At 70.2% G+C, this 19,170-nt stretch carries 13 protein-coding genes; 10 read left to right on the top strand and 3 right to left on the bottom strand.

The features are described 5' to 3' along the window. Window positions 1-40 precede the first annotated feature (40 nt). Entirely contained in the window at window positions 41-3,841 is a 3,801-nt protein-coding gene (locus NX794_RS13590; protein WP_258778745.1) for a GH92 family glycosyl hydrolase, read from the bottom strand. Window positions 3,842-4,182: 341 nt separating this feature from the next. Here NX794_RS13590 and ngcE point away from each other — a divergent pair, with 341 nt between their 5' ends. The 10 genes from ngcE (at window position 4,183) to NX794_RS13540 (ending at window position 17,759) form a co-directional block, all read left to right on the top strand. Beyond that, window positions 4,183-5,628 (top strand): N-acetylglucosamine/diacetylchitobiose ABC transporter substrate-binding protein, encoded by a 1,446-nt coding sequence (ngcE, locus tag NX794_RS13585; RefSeq protein WP_258778744.1) that lies wholly within the window; start codon window positions 4,183-4,185, stop codon window positions 5,626-5,628. A 29-nt stretch (window positions 5,629-5,657) separates the two neighbouring features. Beyond that, on the top strand, window positions 5,658-6,584 hold the full coding sequence (locus NX794_RS13580; RefSeq protein WP_258778743.1) for a carbohydrate ABC transporter permease: 927 nt from the start codon (window positions 5,658-5,660) through the stop codon (window positions 6,582-6,584). Between the two features lie 4 nt (window positions 6,585-6,588). Next, window positions 6,589-7,518, top strand: coding sequence for a carbohydrate ABC transporter permease (locus tag NX794_RS13575; protein WP_258778742.1), 930 nt, complete (start codon window positions 6,589-6,591; stop codon window positions 7,516-7,518). A 203-nt stretch (window positions 7,519-7,721) separates the two neighbouring features. Continuing rightward, entirely contained in the window at window positions 7,722-8,921 is a 1,200-nt protein-coding gene (locus tag NX794_RS13570; protein WP_258778741.1) for an ROK family transcriptional regulator, read from the top strand. A 133-nt stretch (window positions 8,922-9,054) separates the two neighbouring features. Next, window positions 9,055-10,161, top strand: a complete 1,107-nt coding sequence (locus NX794_RS13565) for a sugar ABC transporter substrate-binding protein (RefSeq protein WP_258778740.1) — start codon at window positions 9,055-9,057, stop codon at window positions 10,159-10,161. A gap of 199 nt (window positions 10,162-10,360) precedes the next feature. Beyond that, window positions 10,361-11,152, top strand: a complete 792-nt coding sequence (locus NX794_RS13560) for an ATP-binding cassette domain-containing protein (protein WP_161294068.1) — start codon at window positions 10,361-10,363, stop codon at window positions 11,150-11,152. Continuing rightward, window positions 11,149-12,429: a sugar ABC transporter permease gene (locus NX794_RS13555; RefSeq protein WP_258778739.1), complete on the top strand. Its 1,281-nt coding sequence runs from the start codon at window positions 11,149-11,151 to the stop codon at window positions 12,427-12,429. Before NX794_RS13560 ends, NX794_RS13555 begins: the two co-directional genes overlap by 4 nt. 198 nt (window positions 12,430-12,627) lie before the next feature. Next, window positions 12,628-14,556 carry a 1-deoxy-D-xylulose-5-phosphate synthase gene (dxs, locus tag NX794_RS13550; RefSeq protein WP_258778738.1) on the top strand — a complete coding sequence of 643 codons (1,929 nt, stop codon included), beginning with the start codon at window positions 12,628-12,630 and terminating at the stop codon, window positions 14,554-14,556. 149 nt (window positions 14,557-14,705) lie between these two features. Continuing rightward, window positions 14,706-16,226: an amino acid permease gene (locus NX794_RS13545; RefSeq protein ID WP_258778737.1), complete on the top strand. Its 1,521-nt coding sequence runs from the start codon at window positions 14,706-14,708 to the stop codon at window positions 16,224-16,226. An 81-nt stretch (window positions 16,227-16,307) separates the two neighbouring features. After that, complete coding sequence (locus tag NX794_RS13540) at window positions 16,308-17,759, top strand: glycosyltransferase family 39 protein (RefSeq protein ID WP_258778850.1); 1,452 nt, start codon at window positions 16,308-16,310, stop codon at window positions 17,757-17,759. Window positions 17,760-17,838: 79 nt separating this feature from the next. Here NX794_RS13540 and NX794_RS13535 read toward each other — a convergent pair whose 3' ends face one another. Both NX794_RS13535 and NX794_RS13530 read right to left on the bottom strand, forming a co-directional pair. Continuing rightward, window positions 17,839-18,228 (bottom strand): PIN domain-containing protein, encoded by a 390-nt coding sequence (locus NX794_RS13535; RefSeq protein ID WP_258778736.1) that lies wholly within the window; start codon window positions 18,226-18,228, stop codon window positions 17,839-17,841. 4 nt (window positions 18,229-18,232) lie between these two features. Beyond that, window positions 18,233-19,111 carry a hypothetical protein gene (locus NX794_RS13530; RefSeq protein ID WP_258778735.1) on the bottom strand — a complete coding sequence of 293 codons (879 nt, stop codon included), beginning with the start codon at window positions 19,109-19,111 and terminating at the stop codon, window positions 18,233-18,235. Between the last annotated feature and the right edge of the window lie 59 nt (window positions 19,112-19,170).

Genomic DNA, 19,170 nt, shown 5'->3' with positions numbered 1-19,170 from the left:
GCCCCGCCGGGACCCGCCCCTTCGTCCTGCCCGGTGCTCGTCAGGCCAGCAGCTCCACCTCCGCCAGCGTCGACTCGCCGTCCAGGACCAGCCGGTACCTGGTGTAGGTCCCCGGCGAGGCGATACCGAAGACGCGCGTCTGCCGGTCCCAGGTGAACGACTCACCCGAGCGGTGGTCCAGCGTCTTCCAGGTGCTGCCGTCCGTGGAGCCCTGGAGCGTCCAGCCGGTCGGCGCCTTGGTGTGGTCCGCCGCCGAGGTCAGCGTGTACTGCGCCGGCCGCACCGCGCCGCCGACGGGCAGGTCCACCGAGGTGACCGCCGCGCTCGTCGCCGAGGTGTCGTCGAACAGCGCCCCGTCACCCTTGAGGACGTCCGCGCGCGGGGCCGGCACCTTGTCGTCCTGGGTGATGGAGACCGGTGCCGCGTCCTTCCCGGTGCCCCAGGTGGAGGGCTCGGAGCCCATGGCGAACTCCAGCACGCCGCCCTTGGACAGCATCGAGTTCGGCAGCGAGGTCGACTTCCAGGCACGGCCGTTGAACCGCACGCCCTGCACGTAGACGTTCTTCGCGCTGTTCCGCGGCGCCTTGACGACCAGGTCGCGGCCGTTCTCCAGGTGCACGGTGACCTTCTTGAACAGCGGGGAGCCGATGGAGTAGTCACCGCTGCCCGTGACCAGCGGGTAGAAGCCCAGCGCCGAGAACAGGTACCAGCCCGACTGCTCGCCGTTGTCCTCGTCGCCGTGGTAGCCCTGCCCGATCTCGCTGCCGGTGTAGAGCCGGGACAGCGCCTCGCGCACGTACTGCTGCGCCTTCCAGGGCTGGCCGGCCGCGTCGTACATGTAGATGACGTGGTGGGCGACCTGGTTGGAGTGGCCGTACATGCCCATCCGCACGTCCCGCGCCTCGGTCATCTCGTGGATGACACCGCCGTAGGAGCCGACGTAGTCCGGGGAGGCCGTCTCGGGCGTCGCGAAGTACTCGTCCAGCTTGTCCGCGAGGCCCTGCCGGCCGCCGTACAGGTTGGCCAGGCCCCGGCTGTCCTGCGGGGCGGTGAAGGCGTAACCCCAGCCGTTGGTCTCCGTGTAGTCGTAGCCCCACACGCGCGGGTCGTACTTCGCGGAGTCCACCCGCCAGTCGCCCTTGGCGTTCCGGCCCTGGAAGAAGCCGGCCCGGGAGTCGAAGAGCTTGACGTAGTCGCGCGCCCGGTTGAGGAAGTACGCCGACTCGTCCTTGTACCGCTTCTCGCCCGTCTTCTTGTAGAGGGCCTCGCCCATCTTGGCGATGCCGTAGTCGTTGACGTAGCCCTCCATCGCCCAGGACAGGCCCTCGCCGGTGTCGGTGCTGGTGTAGCCGAGGAACGGGGAGGTGGTCATGCCCTTGCGGCCCACGCCCGAGGACGGCGGGACGACGGTGGCGTTCTTCAGGGCCGCGTCGTAGGCGGCCTTCGCGTCGAACTTCACGCCCTTGACGTACGCGTCCGCGAACGCCACGTCCGAGGAGGTGCCGGTCATCAGGTCGGCGTAGCCGGGGGAGGACCAGCGCGAGGTCCAGCCGCCGTCCTTGTACTGCTGCACGAACCCGTCGACCATCTCGCCGGCCCGCGAGGGCGTCAGGAAGGAGTACGCCGGCCACGTGGTCCGATAGGTGTCCCAGAAGCCGTTGTTCACGTACACCTCACCGTCCACGATCTTCGCGCCGGTGTGGGTCGGGGTGTCCGGGTTCGGCATGGCGGAGAACGGCGAGGCGTACTGCTTCTTGCCGTCCACCGTCTCGAAGCCGGAGTTCGGGTACAGGTAGAGCCGGTACAGGCCCGAGTACAGCGTGGTCAGCTGGTCCGGGGTCGCGCCCTCCACCTCGACCTTGCCCAGCAGCTTGTCCCAGGCCCGCAGGGCGCGCGCCTCGACGGTGCCGAAGGAGGCGCCGCCGACCTCCTGGCGCAGGTTGTCCTTCGCCTGGTCGACGCTGATCAGCGAGGTCGCCAGGCGCAGCGTGACGGTGTGGTCGGAGCCGGTCTTGAAGCGCAGGTAGCCCTTGACCCCGCTGGACGAGCCGTCGGTCACCTCCTGGTCGAACCGCCCATAGACGAACAGCCGGGTGGCGCCCGTGGACAGGCCCGACTTCACGTCCGAGTAGCCGGTGACGATCCCGTGCTCCTTGTCGAGCGTCAGCCCGGCCTGCTCGGTCACGTTGTCGAAGACGACGCTCGCGTCGTCGCCCGGGTAGGTGAAGCGCAGCACCGCCGCGTGGTCGGTCGGCGTCATCTCCGCCTTGAGGCCGTTCTCGAACCGCACCCCGTAGTAGTACGGCCGCGCGGTCTCGTTCTCGTGCCGGAACGCCAGCTCCCGCGCCTCCCGGCCGGTGTCCGGGGTCCCGGCGGCGGCCGACGGCATGAGCTGGAAGGTCTGCCGGTCGCCCATCCACGGGCTCGGCTCGTGGCTCGCGCTGAACGCCTGGATCGTGGGCAGGTTGTCCGCGTTGTTCGCCCGCGCGTACTCGTACAGCCAGCTCAGCGAGGACGCGTTGGTCACCGGCGTCCAGAAGTTGAAGCCGTTCGGCATCGCGGTCGCGGGGAAGTCGTTGCCGCGCGAGAAGCTGCCGCTGGAGTTGGTGCCGCGGATCGTCGACGCGTAGTCCGCCAGATGGGCCTTCGGCCGCTCCGGGGCCACCTGGCGCAGCGCCACGTCGTCTATCCAGCCGCGGAACTTCGCCGGCCCGTCCGGCGAGTCGTACGCCACCAGGATCCGGTCGACCGTCTTCCCGGCCGCCACCGAGCCGATCCGCGAGGCCACGTTGTTCCACTGGTTGACGTACAGCGCCTTCGAGGCGCCCTGGGCGCGCGGCGACAGCCCGAACCCGTGCTGGTCCAGCGCGCCGAGACCGCTCAGATAGGTGCCGTCGGTGAAGGCCAGGTCCACGGAGACGTTCGTGGCGTCGTAGTCCCGGTCGCCGTCGGCCATCGAGGGGAAGATCCGGTACGACAACTGCGTGTCGCGGCCGACCCGCACGTTCACGTCGAAGACCTTGTTGTACGAGTACGCCCGGCCGCCCGCGAGGTGCCGCCCGGCGTAGCGCAGCGCCTTGCGGCCCGTGAAGCCGGCGCCCGCCTTGGCGGTCGGGGACCCGCTCGGGCCCTTGTCGACCAGCGTCAGCATGTCCCGCGGGACCGGGGTCTCGGTGCCGCCGGTGGAGAACTGCACGTCGGCCAGTTGCAGGATGTCCGAGGCGCCGTTGTTCCGCGTCACCTCCAGCCGGAAGTGCCGGTACTCGGCCGGCTCGGCCAGATCGTACGATTTCGTCTGGAACCGCTCGGAGAACTTCTGGTCCGACCGGGTGTCGAGGGTCTTCCAGTCCTTGCCGTCGGCGGACCCCTTGAGTGTCCAGTCCTTCGGGTCGCGGGCGTCCTCGTCGTTGGCCGAGGTCAGCGCGTACGTCACCAGCTTGACCGGTTTGTCCAGGTCGAACTCCGCCCAGCCGGTCGGCGAGAAGGTCAGCCATTTGGTGCCGGGCTCGCCGTCGACCAGGTTCTCCTTCACCTCCCCGCCGCCGGTGTTCTCGCCGCTCGCCCGGACGTCGGTGACGTGGTCGGTGACATTGCCCGGGATGCCGGTGCTGTAGCCGCCGTCGACGCCCGAGGCCCGCCTGGTGCCGTCCGCCGAGGTGTCGACGGTGCTGAGCCAGTCCGGTGCCGGGTCGTCCGCCTCGAACGAGGACGCGAACTCCCGGTCGGCGGCCGGGGCCTTGGCGGGCAGGGCCACCGCGGCGCCCTGGGCTCCGGTGGCCATGACAAAGGCGGCCGTGAGGACGACCGCCGGACTCCATCTGTGCCGAGTTCTCCGCTGCATCTACGGATTCCCCTCCTGCGACCCGCGTGGACAACGTTGTCAATTTCGCTGCGCAGGAACCAGTAGGGCGTCAAGTGGTCGGTGATGTCAAGGGCGTTGAATGTGGCATTCAGGGGCTTGTGTCGCGAGTTTTTCGACCCTGGCGGATGCCGGCCGTCCAGATTTCCGCGAGGTCTCAACTCGGAAAAGACCCATGGCCAACCTTGCATTCGATCTTGTCTAGTGCGCGGGAAGTGGACTATACCTGTCGGCGTTTCCCGCATGACCCTGCACTACCCGACAGCGGTGCCGGGGAGGATCCGGTTCACCGCCTGAGTCCTGGAGAAGGCGAGGACTTGAGCATGGGATCCACTGCGCACCACGGTGGCGACGGCGTCGGCCGCCGCGATCTGATCAAGCGGTCGGCCGCGCTCGGCCTGGTCGCGGTCCCCGGTATGGGACTGCTGTCCGCCTGCGCGAGCAGCGGCGGTGACGGGCAGGAGAAGGCGAAGGCGGGCAAGAAGACCGCCAAGAACCCGCTCGGCGTCAACGACACGGCCGGGATGGAATTCGTCCTCTTCGACGGCGGCTTCGGCAAGGAGTACGCCGAGGACGCGGTGAAGATCTACGAGAAGGACTTCCCCAAGGCCAAGGTGAAGTTCGCCGCCACCCAGAAGATCCAGTCCACCCTCCAGCCCCGTTTCAACCAGGGCGACCCGCCGGACCTCATCGACAACTCCGGCGCCGAGCAGATGGACATGGGCGTCCTCGTCGGCAAGAAGCAGCTCGCCGACCTCACCCCGCTGCTGGACGCGCCGTCGTACGACGACCCGCAGAAGAAGGTCCGCGACACGCTGCGCCCCGGCATCGTGGAGATGGGCCAGTTCGACGGCGACCCGGTCTGGATCCTGTACTACGCCTACACCGTCTACGGCGTCTGGTACTCGCAGAAGGCCCTGGACTCGCTGGACGCCACGTATCCCGAGAACTGGGACGACATGCTGGCGCTGTGCGCGAAGGCCAAGAAGAAGGGCATCGCGGGCTGGACCTACGCGGGCAAGTACCCGTACTACCTCCCCTTCTCGCTGTACCCGATGATCGGCAAGGTCGGCGGGCGCGAGGTGCTCGACGCCATCGACAACCTGGAGCCGAACGCCTGGAAGCACCCGGCGGTCAAGGCCTGTTTCGAGGCCTACTACGAGCTGTACCAGAAGGGCTACATCCTCAGGGGCACCCCGGGTCTCGACCACATCCAGTCGCAGACCGCGTGGGCCAAGGGCAAGGCGCTGTTCATCCCGAACGGCTCCTGGGTGGAGAACGAGTCGGCGAACGTCATCCCGTCCGACTTCGACCTGGCGGTCTCCGCGCCCACGGGGCTCGACAGCTCCGACAAGCTGCCGTTCGGCACCATCTGGGCCTCCGGCGGTGAGCCCTTCATCGTCCCGGCCAAGGCGAAGAACTCCGAGGGCGGCATGGAGCAGCTGCGCGTCATGCTCTCCGAGGCCTCCTCGAAGAACTTCACCTCCAAGGTGAAGTCGCTGACCGCCTACAACGGCGGCACCGACGGCATCTCCCTCACCCCGGGCCTCAAGTCGGGTGTGGCGGCGCTGGACAAGGCCGGCTCCAACGTGGTGAACCCGCGGCTGCAGGACTGGTACGTGCAGTTGCAGAAGGAGAAGATCGGGGTGTCCGGCCTCGGCGAGATGATGGCCGGCCGGCTCACCCCGGCGGAGGCGATCAAGAAGATCCAGGGCTTCGCCGACGAGGCGGCCAAGGACACGTCCATCAAGCACTACAAGCACCAGTAATCCAGCACCCTGACAGCACCGGAGTGGCGATGCAGCACGGCAAGTACCGGTTCATCGTGGGGTTTCTGGCCGTACCCCTGGGACTGTACGCGCTCTTCGTGGTGTGGCCTTTCATCCAGTCCATCTACTACTCGTTCACGGACTGGACGGGCCTCAGCCCCGATTTCAAGATGGTCGGCTTCGACAACTACACGAGGATGCTCGACGACGAGATCTTCTGGAAGTCGTTGCAGCACAGTCTGCTGTTCGCTCTGGTGCTGCCGGTGGTGACGATCGGGCTGGCGCTGTTCTTCGCCTTCATGATCAATGTGGGCGGCCGGCACCGCCGGGGCGGCCCCGTGATCTCCGGGGTCCGGGGCTCCGCCTTCTACAAGATCGTCTATTTCTTCCCGCAGGTGCTCTCGATCGCGATCGTCTCGTTGCTGTTCGCCTTCGCGTACAACCCGGACAGCGGCGCGATCAACTCGTTCCTGCGCGGGATCGGCCTCGACAGCCTCCAGCCGCTGTGGCTGGGCGACCCGAGCCTCGCCCTGTGGTGCGTGATGGCGGTGCTCGTCTGGTCCTCGGTCGGTTTCTTCGTCGTGCTGTTCTCCGCGGGCATGGCCTCGATCCCGGCCGAGCTGTACGAGGCGGCGCTGCTGGACGGGGTGAGCCGGGCCACCACCTTCTTCCGCATCACCCTGCCGCTGCTGTGGGACACCGTGCAGTCCGGCTGGGTCTACATGGGCATCCTCGCGCTCGGCGCCGAGTCGTTCGCGGTCGTACAGATCATGACGACCGGACCGGGCGGGCCCGACTACTCGACCACCGTGATGGTCCTGTACGTGTACCAGAAGGCGTTCCGGGACGGTCAGGCCGCCTACGCCACCACCATCGGCGTCGCCCTGCTGGTCGTCACGCTCGCGTTCGCCGCGATCGTGATGCGGCTGGGCCGTCGCGAGCGGCTGGAGTTCTGAACCCATGAAGACGACCGAGACCCCCGCCCCGCCGCCGGCCGAGACCGGCGCGAGCGTCTCCAAGGTGGACACCCACCCGGACGTCCGGCGCCCCGCCGGGCGGAAGAAGGAGGGCGCCGTCCTCAACGTCTTCTCCCACGGCGTCCTCGTGATCTGGGCGATCATGGTGGTCATGCCGCTGGTGTGGGCGGTGATGACCTCCTTCAAGGACGACAGCTCCATCTTCGGCTCGCCCTGGTCGCTGCCGGACAAGCTGCACTTCGACAACTGGGCGCGGGCCTGGACCGACGCCAACATGAGCGGCTACTTCCTGAACACCGTCCTGGTGGTCGGCGGCTCGCTCATCGGCACCCTGGTGCTCGGCTCGATGGCCGCCTACGTGCTGGCCCGGTTCGACTTCCCGGGCAACCGTTTCGTCTACTACCTGTTCGTCGGCGGCATGAGCTTCCCGATCATGCTCGCGCTGGTCCCGCTGTTCTACGTCGTGAACAACATGGGCATGCTGAACACGATCCACGGCCTGATCCTGGTCTACATCGCGTACTCGCTGCCGTTCACGGTCTTCTTCCTCACCGCGTTCTTCCGCACCCTGCCCACCTCGGTGGCGGAGGCGGCCTTCGTGGACGGCGCTTCGCACACGCGTACGTTCTTCCAGATCATGCTGCCGATGGCCAAACCCGGCCTGATCAGCGTGGGCATCTTCAACTTCCTGGGCCAGTGGAACCAGTACATGCTGCCCACGGTCCTGAACACCGACCCGGACAAAAAGGTCCTCACCCAGGGCCTGGTCCAGCTCGCGGTCAGCCAGGGCTACAAGGGCGACTGGTCCGGCCTGTTCGCGGGCCTGGTGATGGCGATGCTGCCGGTGCTCGCGGCGTACATCGTCTTCCAGCGGCAGGTGGTGCAGGGGCTGACCGCCGGGGCACTGAAGTAGCGCCGGCGCCCGGCGGGGGACACCTCGCGACCGCGCGTACGCACACCGCTCCGGACGGCCGGGGCGGTGTGCGTTCCGCTGTCCGGGTCCCCGGATACGGTTCAACCTCTTGACGGAAGTCGCCCCGAACGGCTCAGCTTAGGGTTCACTAGTTGGACATACACGGGGCCTCGCCGAAGCGGCCCCGCGCTCAGGAGGTCGTCGTGGAGACTCCAGGGTCGCAGTCATCGCTGCACCGAGCCAACCTGGAGCGGGTCGTACGTGCCGTGCGCCTGGCCGGATCCCTCACGCAGGCGGAGATCGCGCGGACGACCGGTCTGTCCGCCGCGACCGTCTCCAACATCGTGCGGGAGCTGAAGGACGGCGGAACCGTCGAGGTCACGCCCACGTCGGCGGGCGGGCGGCGGGCCCGCAGCGTCAGCCTCAGCGGGGACGCCGGCATCGTGATCGGCGTCGACTTCGGGCACACCCATCTGCGCGTCGCGATCGGGAACCTCGCCCACCAGGTGCTGGCCGAGGAGTCCGAGCCGCTGGACGTGGACGCCTCCGCCGCACAGGGCTTCGACCGGGCGGAGGAACTGGTCAGCCGGCTGATCGACGCGACCGGCGTGGACCGGACCAAGGTGGCGGGGGTGGGGCTCGGCGTGCCGGGCCCGATCGACGTGGAGTCGGGCACCCTGGGCTCCACCGCGATCCTGCCCGGCTGGGGCGGCACCAAGCCCGCCGAGGAATTGCGCGAGCGGCTCGGCGTGCCGGTGCACGTGGACAACGACGCCAACCTCGGCGCCCTCGGCGAGCTGGTCTGGGGCAGCGGCAAGGGCGTGCGCGACCTGGCCTACATCAAGGTGGCGAGCGGTGTCGGCGCCGGTCTGGTGATCGAGGGCAAGATCTACCGGGGCCCGGGCGGCACGGCGGGCGAGATCGGGCACATCACGCTGGACGAGTCCGGCCCGGTCTGCCGCTGCGGCAACCGCGGCTGCCTGGAGACCTTCGCGGCGGCGCGCTACGTGCTCCCGCTGCTCCAGCCCAGCCACGGCCCCGGCCTGACCATGGAGGGCGTCGTACGGCTGGCCAGGGACGGCGACCCGGGCTGCCGGCGGGTGATCGCCGACGTCGGCCGGCACATCGGCAGCGGTGTGGCCAATCTCTGCAACCTGCTGAACCCGAGCCGGGTGGTCCTCGGCGGCGACCTCGCCGAGGCCGGCGAGCTGGTCCTCGGGCCCATCAGGGAGTCCGTGGGGCGCTACGCGATCCCCAGCGCCGCCCGTCAACTCTCCGTGCTTCCCGGGGCACTTGGCGGCCGTGCCGAGGTCCTCGGGGCGCTCGCCCTCGCGCTCAGCGAGATGGGCGATTCAACCCTTTTGGACGGAACCCCGGCCGCGGCGGCCCCTGCCTTCACTTAGAGAACGGATGGCACCGTTGCCATCTCGTTAAGGATTTACTTCTTGACGTCGCACGACTGGCCGAGTTGACTTCCAGCCACCTCGGCCGCAACGACGCGGCCTCGTCAGGGAGGTTTCTAGAGTGAACACGCGCATGCGTCGTGCCGCCTTTGCTTTCTGTGCCACCGCCATGACCGTCTCGCTCGCCGCTTGCGGCAGCGCGAAGGAGTCCGGCGACAAGAGCGACAGCGGGAAGAAGACCGCCAAGGGTGACGACATCACCGTCGGTCTGCTCCTGCCGGAGAACCAGACCGCTCGCTACGAGAAGTTCGACAAGCCGATCATCGAGAAGCAGATCTCGGAGCTGACGAACGGCAAGGGCAAGGTCGAGTACCTCAACGCCAAGCAGGACGCGACCCTCCAGTCGCAGCAGATCGACACGATGATCACCAAGAAGGTCGACGTGCTGATCCTGGACGCGGTCGACTTCAAGGCCGTCGCGCAGGGTGTCAAGAAGGCGAAGGAGGCCGGCATCCCGGTCGTCGCCTACGACCGCCTCGCCGAGGGCCCGATCTCCGCCTACACCTCCTTCGACAACGAGGAGGTCGGCAAGACGCAGGGCGAGGCCCTGCTGAAGGCCCTGGGCGACAAGGCCAAGTCCGGCAAGGTCGTCATGATGAACGGCTCCGTGACCGACCCGAACGCCGCGCAGTTCAAGAAGGGCGCCCACGCCGTCCTCGACGGCAAGGTGAACATCGGCAAGGAGTACGACACCAAGGAGTGGAAGCCGGAGAACGCCAACGCCAACATGCAGGGCGCCATCTCCTCCCTCGGCAAGGACAAGATCGTCGGCGTCTACTCCGCCAACGACGGCATGGCGGGCGGCATCATCACCGCGCTCAAGGGCGCGGGCCTCAAGACGCTTCCCCCGGTCACCGGCCAGGACGCGGAACTCGCGGGCGTGCAGCGCATCGTGGCCGGCGAGCAGTACATGAGCGTCTTCAAGTCGTACCCGCAGGAGGCCGAGACCGTCGCCAAGATGGCCGTCTCCATCGCCAAGACCGGCAAGGTCGACAGCTCGCTCAAGACCAGCACGGTCGACAGCGGCACCGAGAAGGGCATCCCGGCCGTCATCGTCCCCGTCGTCTCCCTGACGAAGGACAACATCAAGGACACGGTCGTCAAGGAGGGCTACTACACGGTCGGTGACATCTGCACCGCCAAGTACAAGGCCGCCTGCTCCAAGATCGGCCTGAACTAGCACTCCCGGGGCCGCCCCGCGCGGCGGCCCCGCAGACCTGCGCGGGAGACGCGCGCCCACCCGGCGCGCGGCCCGTGTCAGCGCGTCCGGCGCCCCGCCGCCGACAGCCCCGCAGCACAACGGCGGGGCGCCGGACGAACGCTCCCCTCACTTCTTATGTTCAACCTCCCGCCGGGGTCAGGCTCAGGCGGCGAAGGAGATGGTTCACGTGTCCGCTACGCCCGTGCTGGCGTTGCGCGGGGTCTCCAAGCGATTCGGTGCCGTCCAGGCGCTCACCGACGTAGAGCTTGAGGTCCACGCCGGAGAGGTGGTCGCCCTCGTCGGCGACAACGGCGCCGGTAAGTCCACCCTTGTCAAGACGATCGCCGGCGTGCACCCCATCGATGACGGTGTCATCGAGTGGGAGGGCCGCAAGGTCACGGTCAACCGGCCGCACGACGCCCAGAACCTGGGCATCGCGACCGTCTACCAGGACCTCGCCCTGTGCGACAACATCGACGTCGTCGGCAACCTGTTCCTCGGCCGTGAGATCAAGCGCCGCGGAGTGCTCGACGAGGTCGAGATGGAGCGCCGCTCGCGCGAGCTGCTCCAGACCCTGTCCATCCGCATCCCGAGCGTGCGCATCCCGATCGCCTCGCTCTCCGGCGGTCAGCGCCAGGTCGTGGCCATCGCCCGCTCCATGCTCGGCGAGCCCAAGCTGGTCATCCTCGACGAGCCGACGGCCGCCCTCGGTGTCGAGCAGACCGCGCAGGTTCTCGACCTGGTCGAGCGGCTGCGTGAGCGCGGCCACGCGGTCATCCTCATCAGCCACAACATGGCCGACGTGAAGGCCGTCGCGGACAAGGTCGCCGTCCTCCGGCTCGGCCGCAACAACGGCGTGTTCGAGGTCAAGACCACCTCGCAGGAAGAGATCATCTCCGCCATCACCGGCGCCACGGACAACGCCGTGACCCGTCGTGCGGCGCGCACCAACGCGGAGGCTCAGCAGTGAGCATCGACAAGTCCCAGGCCGCGCCCGTCGACGCGCCCGCCGTGGCGGCCGACGCCGCCCCCGCCGTCGACCCCCGCCTGCTCGTGCGCGAGCAGGGCTTCGCCGGCTACCTGACCGAGTTCAAGCGCAAGATGCGCGCCGGCGACCTCGGCGCCCTGCCGGTCGTGGTCGGCCTCATCGTCATCTGCGCGATCTTCCAGAGCCTCGACTCGGCCTTCCTCGGCGCGGAGAACCTGAACAACATCTTCGTCGCCATGGTGGCGACCGGCATGATGTCGGTCGGCATCATCTTCGTGCTGCTGCTCGGCGAGATCGACCTCTCCGTCGGCTCCGTCTCCGGCGTCTCCTCGGCGATCACCGCCGTGATGAGCGTCACCCACGGCGTCAACGAGTGGGTCGCCGTGCTCGCCGCCCTCGCGGCCGGCGCGGTCATCGGCGCCCTGCACGGCTTCTTCTTCGCCCGCATCGGCGCCCCCGCGTTCGCGGTCACCCTGGCCGGCCTGCTGTTCTGGAACGGCTTCATGCTCCAGATCCTGGGCTCCAACGGCACCATCAACATCGACGGCGACGGCGTGGTCGGCAAGCTCACCACGTACTACTTCTCGGACGTGGCCGCCGCCTACCTGCTGGCCGTCGTCGCGGTCGCCGGGTACTTCCTGTCGGCCTTCCTCGGCAACCGCCGCCGCGCGCTCGCGGGCATCCCGTCCCGCCCGCTGAGCGACATCGTGCTGCGCACCGTGCTGCTCGCGGTCGCCGTGTTCGCCGTCGCGGTCATGTTCAACCAGTACAAGGGCCTGCCGCTCGCGGTGCTGCTCTTCGCGATCGTGCTGGTCGGCAGCGACTTCGTGCTGCGCCGCACCGCGTACGGCCGCAAGGTCTTCGCGCTCGGCGGCAACGTCGAGGCCTCCCGCCGGGCCGGTATCAACGTCACCCTGGTGCGGGTCTCGGTCTTCGCCATCGCGGGCTTCTTCGCCGCGGTCGGCGGTCTGTTCTGGGCCTCCAAGATCGCCGCCGCCAACCAGAGCGCCGGCTCCGGCGACCTGCTGATGAACGTCATCGCCGCGGCCGTCATCGGCGGCACCAGCCTCTTTGGCGGCCGGGGCCGCACCTGGAACGCGCTGCTCGGTGTCCTCGTGATCACCTCGATCCAGTACGGCCTCGCCCTCCGCGGCATCGCCACCCCGATCCAGTACATGATCACCGGTGGTGTGCTGCTCGCCACGGTCGTCATCGACTCGGTGACCCGCAAGACCCAGAAGTCGGCCGGCCGCGCCTGAGCGCAGCCGCCCCGCACCGCCCGTGCCCGGCACCGTCCCACGGTGCCGGGCACGGCCGTGTCCGGTCCGGGTCCGAAGGGGGTACGGCCGTTCGCGTGAGCCCGGACCCACCGCCCGGCCGTCGGACGCCCGGACGGAACATTAGACTCGTCCAAGCCCGGCAACAGCTCGATCAGCTCTACTGCAAGGAGGCCACGGGTGCCGCTGCTGACCCGCATCACGGGACCGCGCGATCTGGACCGGCTCAGCCTGGAGGAGCTGGACCAGCTGGCAGGGGAGATCCGGACCTTCCTGGTCGACGCGGTCTCCAAGACCGGCGGCCATCTCGGCCCGAACCTCGGCGTGGTCGAGCTGACCATCGCCCTGCACCGGGTGTTCGAGTCCCCCAAGGACAAGGTGCTGTGGGACACCGGCCACCAGTCCTACGTGCACAAGCTGCTCACCGGCCGGCAGGATTTCTCCCGGCTGAAGATGAAGGGCGGCCTCTCGGGCTACCCCGCGCGGGCCGAGTCCGAGCACGACGTCATCGAGAACAGCCACGCCTCCACGGTGCTCGGCTGGGCCGACGGCATCGCCAAGGCCAACGAGCTGAAGAAGCGGGACAGCCACGTCGTCGCCGTCATCGGGGACGGCGCGCTGACCGGCGGCATGGCCTGGGAGGCGCTGAACAACATCGCCGAGGCCAAGGACCGCCCGCTCGTCATCGTCGTCAACGACAACGAGCGCTCCTACGCCCCGACCATCGGCGGCCTCGCCAACCACCTGGCCACCCTGCGCACCACCGACGGCTACGAGCGCTTCCTCGCCCGCACCAAGGACATCCTCGACCGCACCCCGGTCGTCGGCAGGCCGCTCTACGAGACGCTGCACGGCGCCAAGAAGGGGCTGAAGGACTTCATCGCCCCGCAGGGCATGTTCGAGGACCTGGGCCTGAAGTACGTCGGCCCGATCGACGGCCACGACATCGAGGCGCTGGAGTCCGCGCTGGCCCGCGCCAAGCGGTTCGGCGGCCCGGTCATCGTGCACTGCCTCACCGAGAAGGGCCGCGGCTACCAGCCCGCCCTCCAGGACGAGGCCGACCGCTTCCACGCCGTCGGCAGGATCCACCCCGACACCGGCCTGCCGATCTCCTCCTCCGGCGCCGACTGGACCTCGGTGTTCGGCGAGGAGATGGTGAAGCTCGGCGAGGAGCGCGACGACGTCGTCGCCATCACCGCCGCCATGCTCCAGCCGGTCGGCCTCGACAGGTTCGCCAAGCGCTTCCCCGACCGGGTGTACGACGTCGGGATCGCCGAGCAGCACGGCGCCGTCTCCGCCGCGGGCCTCGCGCACGCCGGAGTGCACCCGGTCTTCGCCGTGTACGCCACCTTCCTCAACCGCGCCTTCGACCAGGTCCTCATGGACGTGGCCCTGCACAAGTGCGGCGTCACCTTCGTGCTCGACCGGGCCGGCGTCACCGGCACCGACGGCGCCTCCCACAACGGCATGTGGGACATGTCGATCCTCCAGATCGTGCCGGGACTGCGGCTCGCCGCCCCGCGCGACGCCGACCAGGTCCGCGCGCAGCTGCGCGAGGCCGTCGCGGTCGAGGACGCGCCGACCGTGGTCCGCTTCTCCAAGGGCGCCGTCGGCCCCGCCGTACCGGCCGTGCGCCGGGTCGGCGGCATGGACGTGCTGCGCGAGCCCGGCGCCGACCGGCCCGACGTGCTGCTGGTCTCCGTGGGCGCCCTCGCCCCCATGTGCCTGGAGATCGCCGACCTGCTCGACCGGCAGGGCATCTCCACCACCGTCGTCGACCCGCGCTGGGTCAAGCCCGTCGACGAGGCCATGGCGCCGTTCGCCGAGCGCCACCGGGTCGTCGTCACCGTCGAGGACAACAGCCGCGTCGGCGGCGTCGGCTCGGCCGTCGCCCAGGCGCTGCGCGACGCCGGCGTGGACGTGCCGCTGCGCGACTTCGGCATCCCGCCCCGCTTCCTCGACCACGCCTCGCGCGCCGAGGTGCTCGCCGAGATCGGGCTCACCGCGCCCGACATCGCCCGCCAGGTCACCGGCCTCGTCTCCAAGCTCGACGGCCGGTTCGACCGTACGGCGGACCCGGTGAACTCCGTGGAACCCGCGCGCGACTAGGGACGAGCGCCCGAACGGGCCGGTTCCGCCACCCCCTCCCGGTGGCGGAACCGGCCCGTCTGCGTGAACCTGCCTGTGCCGGGCATACACATCCCGACCCCCTCGATCCAGTCGAGCCATGTCGAGGACGACAGCGTGGGAGGCAGGACGTGAGCAGCGCTCTCTTCCGGACGAAGAACGTCGAGCAGTCCATCCGGGACACCGAGGAACCGGAGCATTCGCTCAAGAAGTCCCTCTCCGCGCTGGACCTGACCGTCTTCGGCGTCGGCGTCATCATCGGCACCGGCATCTTCGTCCTCACCGGACAGGTCGCCAGGAACAACGCCGGACCGGCGGTGGCCCTGGCCTTCGTGGTGGCCGGCGTGGTCTGCGCGCTCGCCGCCCTCTGCTACGCCGAGTTCGCGTCCACGGTCCCCGTGGCGGGCTCGGCCTACACGTTCAGCTACGCCTCCCTCGGCGAACTGCCCGCCTGGATCATCGGCTGGGACCTGGTCCTGGAGTTCGCCCTCGGCACCGCGGTGGTCGCGGTCGGCTGGTCCGGCTACATCCGCTCGCTGCTCGACAACGCCGGCTGGCACCTGCCCGGCTACCTCGCCGGCCGCGACGGCGCCTCCGGCTTCGGCTTCGACGTCCTCGCCGCCGCCCTGGTGCTGGTGCTCACCGGCATCCTCGTCCTCGGCATGAAACTGTCGGCCCGCATCACCCAGCTGGTCGTCGCCATCAAGGTGATCGTCGTCCTCATCGTCATCGTGGCCGGCGCCTTCTTCGTCAAGGGCGGCAACTACAAGCCGTTCATCCCGCACCCCGAGCCGGTCTCCGCGGGCGGCAACCTCAAGGCACCCCTCATCCAGCTCATGTTCGGCTGGGCGCCCGCCAACTTCGGCGTGATGGGCATCTTCACGGCCGCCTCGGTGGTGTTCTTCGCCTTCATCGGCTTCGACATCGTCGCCACCGCCGCCGAGGAGACCCGCAACCCGCAGCGCGACATGCCGCGCGGCATCCTCGGCTCGCTGCTCATCTGCACGGTGCTCTACGTCGCCGTGTCCGTCGTCGTCACCGGCATGCAGAAGTACACCAGGCTCTCGGTGGAGGCCCCGCTCGCCGACGCGTTCAAGTCCATCGGCCACCCCTGGTACGCGGGCGTGATCAGCTTCGGCGCCGCCGTCGGCCTGACCACCGTCTGCCTGATCCTGCTGCTCGGCCAGACCCGGGTGTTCTTCGCGATGAGCCGCGACGGACTGCTGCCGCGCTTCTTCTCCCGCGTCCACCCGCGCTTCAGGACCCCGCACCGGCCGACCATCCTGCTCGGCGTCATCATCGCGATCGTCGCCGGGTTCACCAGCCTGAGCGAACTCGCGGAACTGGTGAACATCGGCACGCTCTTCGCCTTCGTCGTCGTCGCGGTCAGCGTGATCATCCTCCGCAAGACCCGCCCGGACCTGCCGCGCGCCTTCCGCACCCCCTGGGTGCCGTTCGTGCCGATCGTGTCCGTGTGCGCCACGCTCTGGCTGATGCTCAACCTGCCCGCCGAGACCTGGCTCCGGTTCGCCGTCTGGATGGTCATCGGCTTCGTCGTCTACTTCCTCTACGGCCGCACCCACAGCCGCCTCGCCCACCGCGAGGAGACGGCAGCCGGGGCACCGACCCCGCCCACCGGAAACACCCCGTAACCGGACTTTCCGCCCCTTCGGCCCCGTATGTCCCGTTCCTGCCGAGACGTCGGGGCCGGATAGCGTGCACGCGTGCTGCCCCTGCTCGCCGCGCCTCCCGCCCCCGCCCCGGCCGCGCCCGCCCGGACGGCCTACTGGGCCCGGCTGCTGCCCGCGCTGACCGTCCTGGCCTGCGCCACCCGCATCCCGTCCTTCACCCGGCCGCTGTGGAACCCGGACGAGGGCTACCTCGCCGTACAGGCCCGGCTGCTCGTCGAGGGCGGCCGCCTGTACGAGACCGTGGTCGACCGCAAACCGCCCCTGGTGCCGTGGCTGTACGAGGGAGCCTTCACCCTGTTCGGCACGGACTCCCTCACCCCCCTGCGGATCCTGGCGGTCCTCGCCCAACTCCTGACCGCCGCCCTGCTGGCCTCCCTCGCCCGGCGCCGCTGGGGCGACCGCGCGGGCGCCACCGCCGGGGTGCTCTACCTGCTGGTGTCGGTCGGGCTCAACCCCGAGGACGCGCAGGCGGCCACCTTCGAGGTGTTCATACTGCCCTGCACGGCCGCCGCCGTCCGCTGGGCCGACCGGGGGCGCTGGGGCGCGGCCGGGGCCGCCGTCGCCGCCGCGTTCCTCGCCAAGCAGACCGGCGGCGCGGTGCTGCTGCCGGTGCTGTGGCTGCTGCTACGCCACGCGGGCACCCCGCGCGCGGGCCTGGCCCGGCTGGCGGCCGGTTTCGCCGCCCCGGTCCTGGGCGCGGCGCTGCTCACGGACCCGGCCGGCTTCCTCTTCTGGACGGTCACCGGCTCGACCGCGTACGCCGGCTTCACCGGCTCCGAACTCCACGTCCTGCTCCGGGCGTCGGCCAACGCCGCGATCCTCGCCGTGGCCTCGGCGGGCCTGCTGCCACCCGTCGTACGGGCTCTGCGCGTCGCCCGCACCGGGGCGGCGGACCTGTGGCTGTGGCTGGCCTCCTCGGCCCTCGCGGTGCTGGCCGGCTTCCACTTCTTCGGCCACTACTACCTGCAACTCACCCCACCGCTCGCCCTGCTGGCCACGGCCGCGCTGGAGATCCTGCCCGCGCGCCGCCGGACCACCGCCGTGTTCACCTCGGCCTGCTGCTGCGCGCTCTTCGTCACCTGGGGCCTGCTCGCCCCGCGCCCCGAACTCGCCCACGTCCAGCGCCTCGCGACCGCCCTCGCCCACCGCACCACGACCGCCGACCGCGTCCTGGTGTGGGGCATACACCCGGAGACCTACTGGCTCGCCGACCGCACCCCCGCCACCCGCTACCTCACCGCCGGCCTGCTGACCAACTACAGCGGCGGCCGCGACGGCCCCCGGGTCGGCGAGAAGTACGCGGTCGCCGGCACCTGGCCCGTCTTCCGCCACGAACTGCACACCCACCGCCCCGCCCTGATCATCGACGACTCCCAGGGCAAGCCCTACGCCCCGCCCCACATCCCCACCCTCCACCGCCTCCTCACCGCCGACTACGAGGAGGTGGGGCGGGTGGACGGGGCGGTGTTGTACGCGCGGGTGGCGGGGGAGTGAGGAGCCGGGGGAGAGGCAGGCAAGGCCACCGGTCAGGTCGGGGGTCAGGCCCCGCCCGCTGCCCTTGGGCGGGCCCCGGTCAGGTCAGGACCGTACGCGGCCCCGTGACGTCGGCGCCGTGTTCCTGGACGCGGCGGCGTAGTTCGCGGTCGGCGGTGACGACCAGGCAGGGGCGGAGGCCGGCGGTGGCGGCGAGGTGGACGATGAGGTCGTCGCCGCTGCCGGGGGCCTCCTCGACGCGGACGCCGGGTACCGAGGGCACGCCCCGGGCCGCGCCCTCTACCACCAGGACCAGCTCGACCGGGCCCGCCAGTTCGCCCGCGCCCGACCGCGCGAAGGGCACCAGGCGGTCCCGGAGGCGCTCGGCGGCGCCGCGCCGGTCGCGCCACCAGCCGTCCGGCACGGACCCGACCACGTTCGCGCCGTCGACGATCAGCAGGGGCAGGTCCCCGTCCGTCGCGTTCGTCACCGGCTCAGTCTGGCACGCCCGAGCGCGCCCACGCCCGGGTCACCCCGGCCACCGCGTCGGCCGCCCGCTCGGCCGGCCGTCCGCCGGCCCGCACCTCGGGGGAGAACTCCACGTGCAGGAACTCCACGTCGTCGGTGTCGGCGGCCCGGCCCTGCATGTTCGTCCGGCCCTCCAGCGGACAGGTCCGTGCCCAGGCCCGGCACACCCGGAAGCCATGCTCGCGCAGCCCGTCGGCCAGGGCGCGGCCCTCGCGCCGGCCGGCCGAACCGGCGCCGGTGGAGGCGATCACGTCGTAACCCGGTGCCGAGGAGGCGGCGAAGCCGTGCAGCTGGATACCGGGCAGCCCGCGCCGGGCCAGTTCGGCGCAGATCGCGTGGAACACGGTGTCCCGGCGGTGCGCCACGTCGGCGGAGTTGCCCGACCCGGACGCGCGATGGGCCCCCGCGACGACCAGCACCCCGCCCGGGGCGCCGCGCAGCACCCGCACCCCGAGCTGTTCGGTGCCGTGGTCGGCGACCGGGTGCGGGACCTGGACGGACCAGCTCGGGTGGTGGTCGAGGTCGAGGTAGACCCGGCCCCAGCCGCGCGGCGTCACGGCGGTGTCCGTGCGGTCGGCCACCTCGGTGTACCGGTGCCCGGTGGGCCGGTCGAGGACCGTGCGTACGGTGAAGTCGCGCCGCGCCAACTGCCGTCGCGCCTGCTCGCGGTGGCCGTCGAGCAGCAGCCCGATCGCCTCGGCGATGCCCTCGCGGTCGGCGCGGCCGGGGTGCAGATAGCCCCGGTCGGGACCGAACCGGCTCGTGTAGTCGGCCACCGAGCGGGCCAGGTCGACCGGCGCACCGCCCTGTCGGGCGGACGGCGCGGCCCCGCCCCCGGCATGCACACAGGCGGTGACTCCGCCAGCGAAGGCGAGCAGGAGTGACGCGATCGTTATGACGCGTG

It is taken from the genome of Streptomyces pyxinicus, from assembly GCF_024753135.1.
Classification (GTDB): domain Bacteria; phylum Actinomycetota; class Actinomycetes; order Streptomycetales; family Streptomycetaceae; genus Streptomyces; species Streptomyces pyxinicus.
Note: the sequence above shows the minus strand (reverse complement) of the source record. Positions and strands in the feature narration are given on the sequence as shown.

Excerpts from the sequence above, each read along its gene's own strand:
- NX794_RS13590 (WP_258778745.1), bottom strand. The coding sequence starts at position 3,841 with ATGCAGCGGAGAACTCGGCACAGATGGAGTCCGGCGGTCGTCCTCACG.
- ngcE (WP_258778744.1), top strand. The coding sequence starts at position 4,183 with ATGGGATCCACTGCGCACCACGGTGGCGACGGCGTCGGCCGCCGCGAT.
- NX794_RS13580 (WP_258778743.1), top strand. The coding sequence starts at position 5,658 with ATGCAGCACGGCAAGTACCGGTTCATCGTGGGGTTTCTGGCCGTACCC.
- NX794_RS13575 (WP_258778742.1), top strand. The coding sequence starts at position 6,589 with ATGAAGACGACCGAGACCCCCGCCCCGCCGCCGGCCGAGACCGGCGCG.
- NX794_RS13565 (WP_258778740.1), top strand. The coding sequence starts at position 9,055 with ATGCGTCGTGCCGCCTTTGCTTTCTGTGCCACCGCCATGACCGTCTCG.
- NX794_RS13560 (WP_161294068.1), top strand. The coding sequence starts at position 10,361 with ATGGTTCACGTGTCCGCTACGCCCGTGCTGGCGTTGCGCGGGGTCTCC.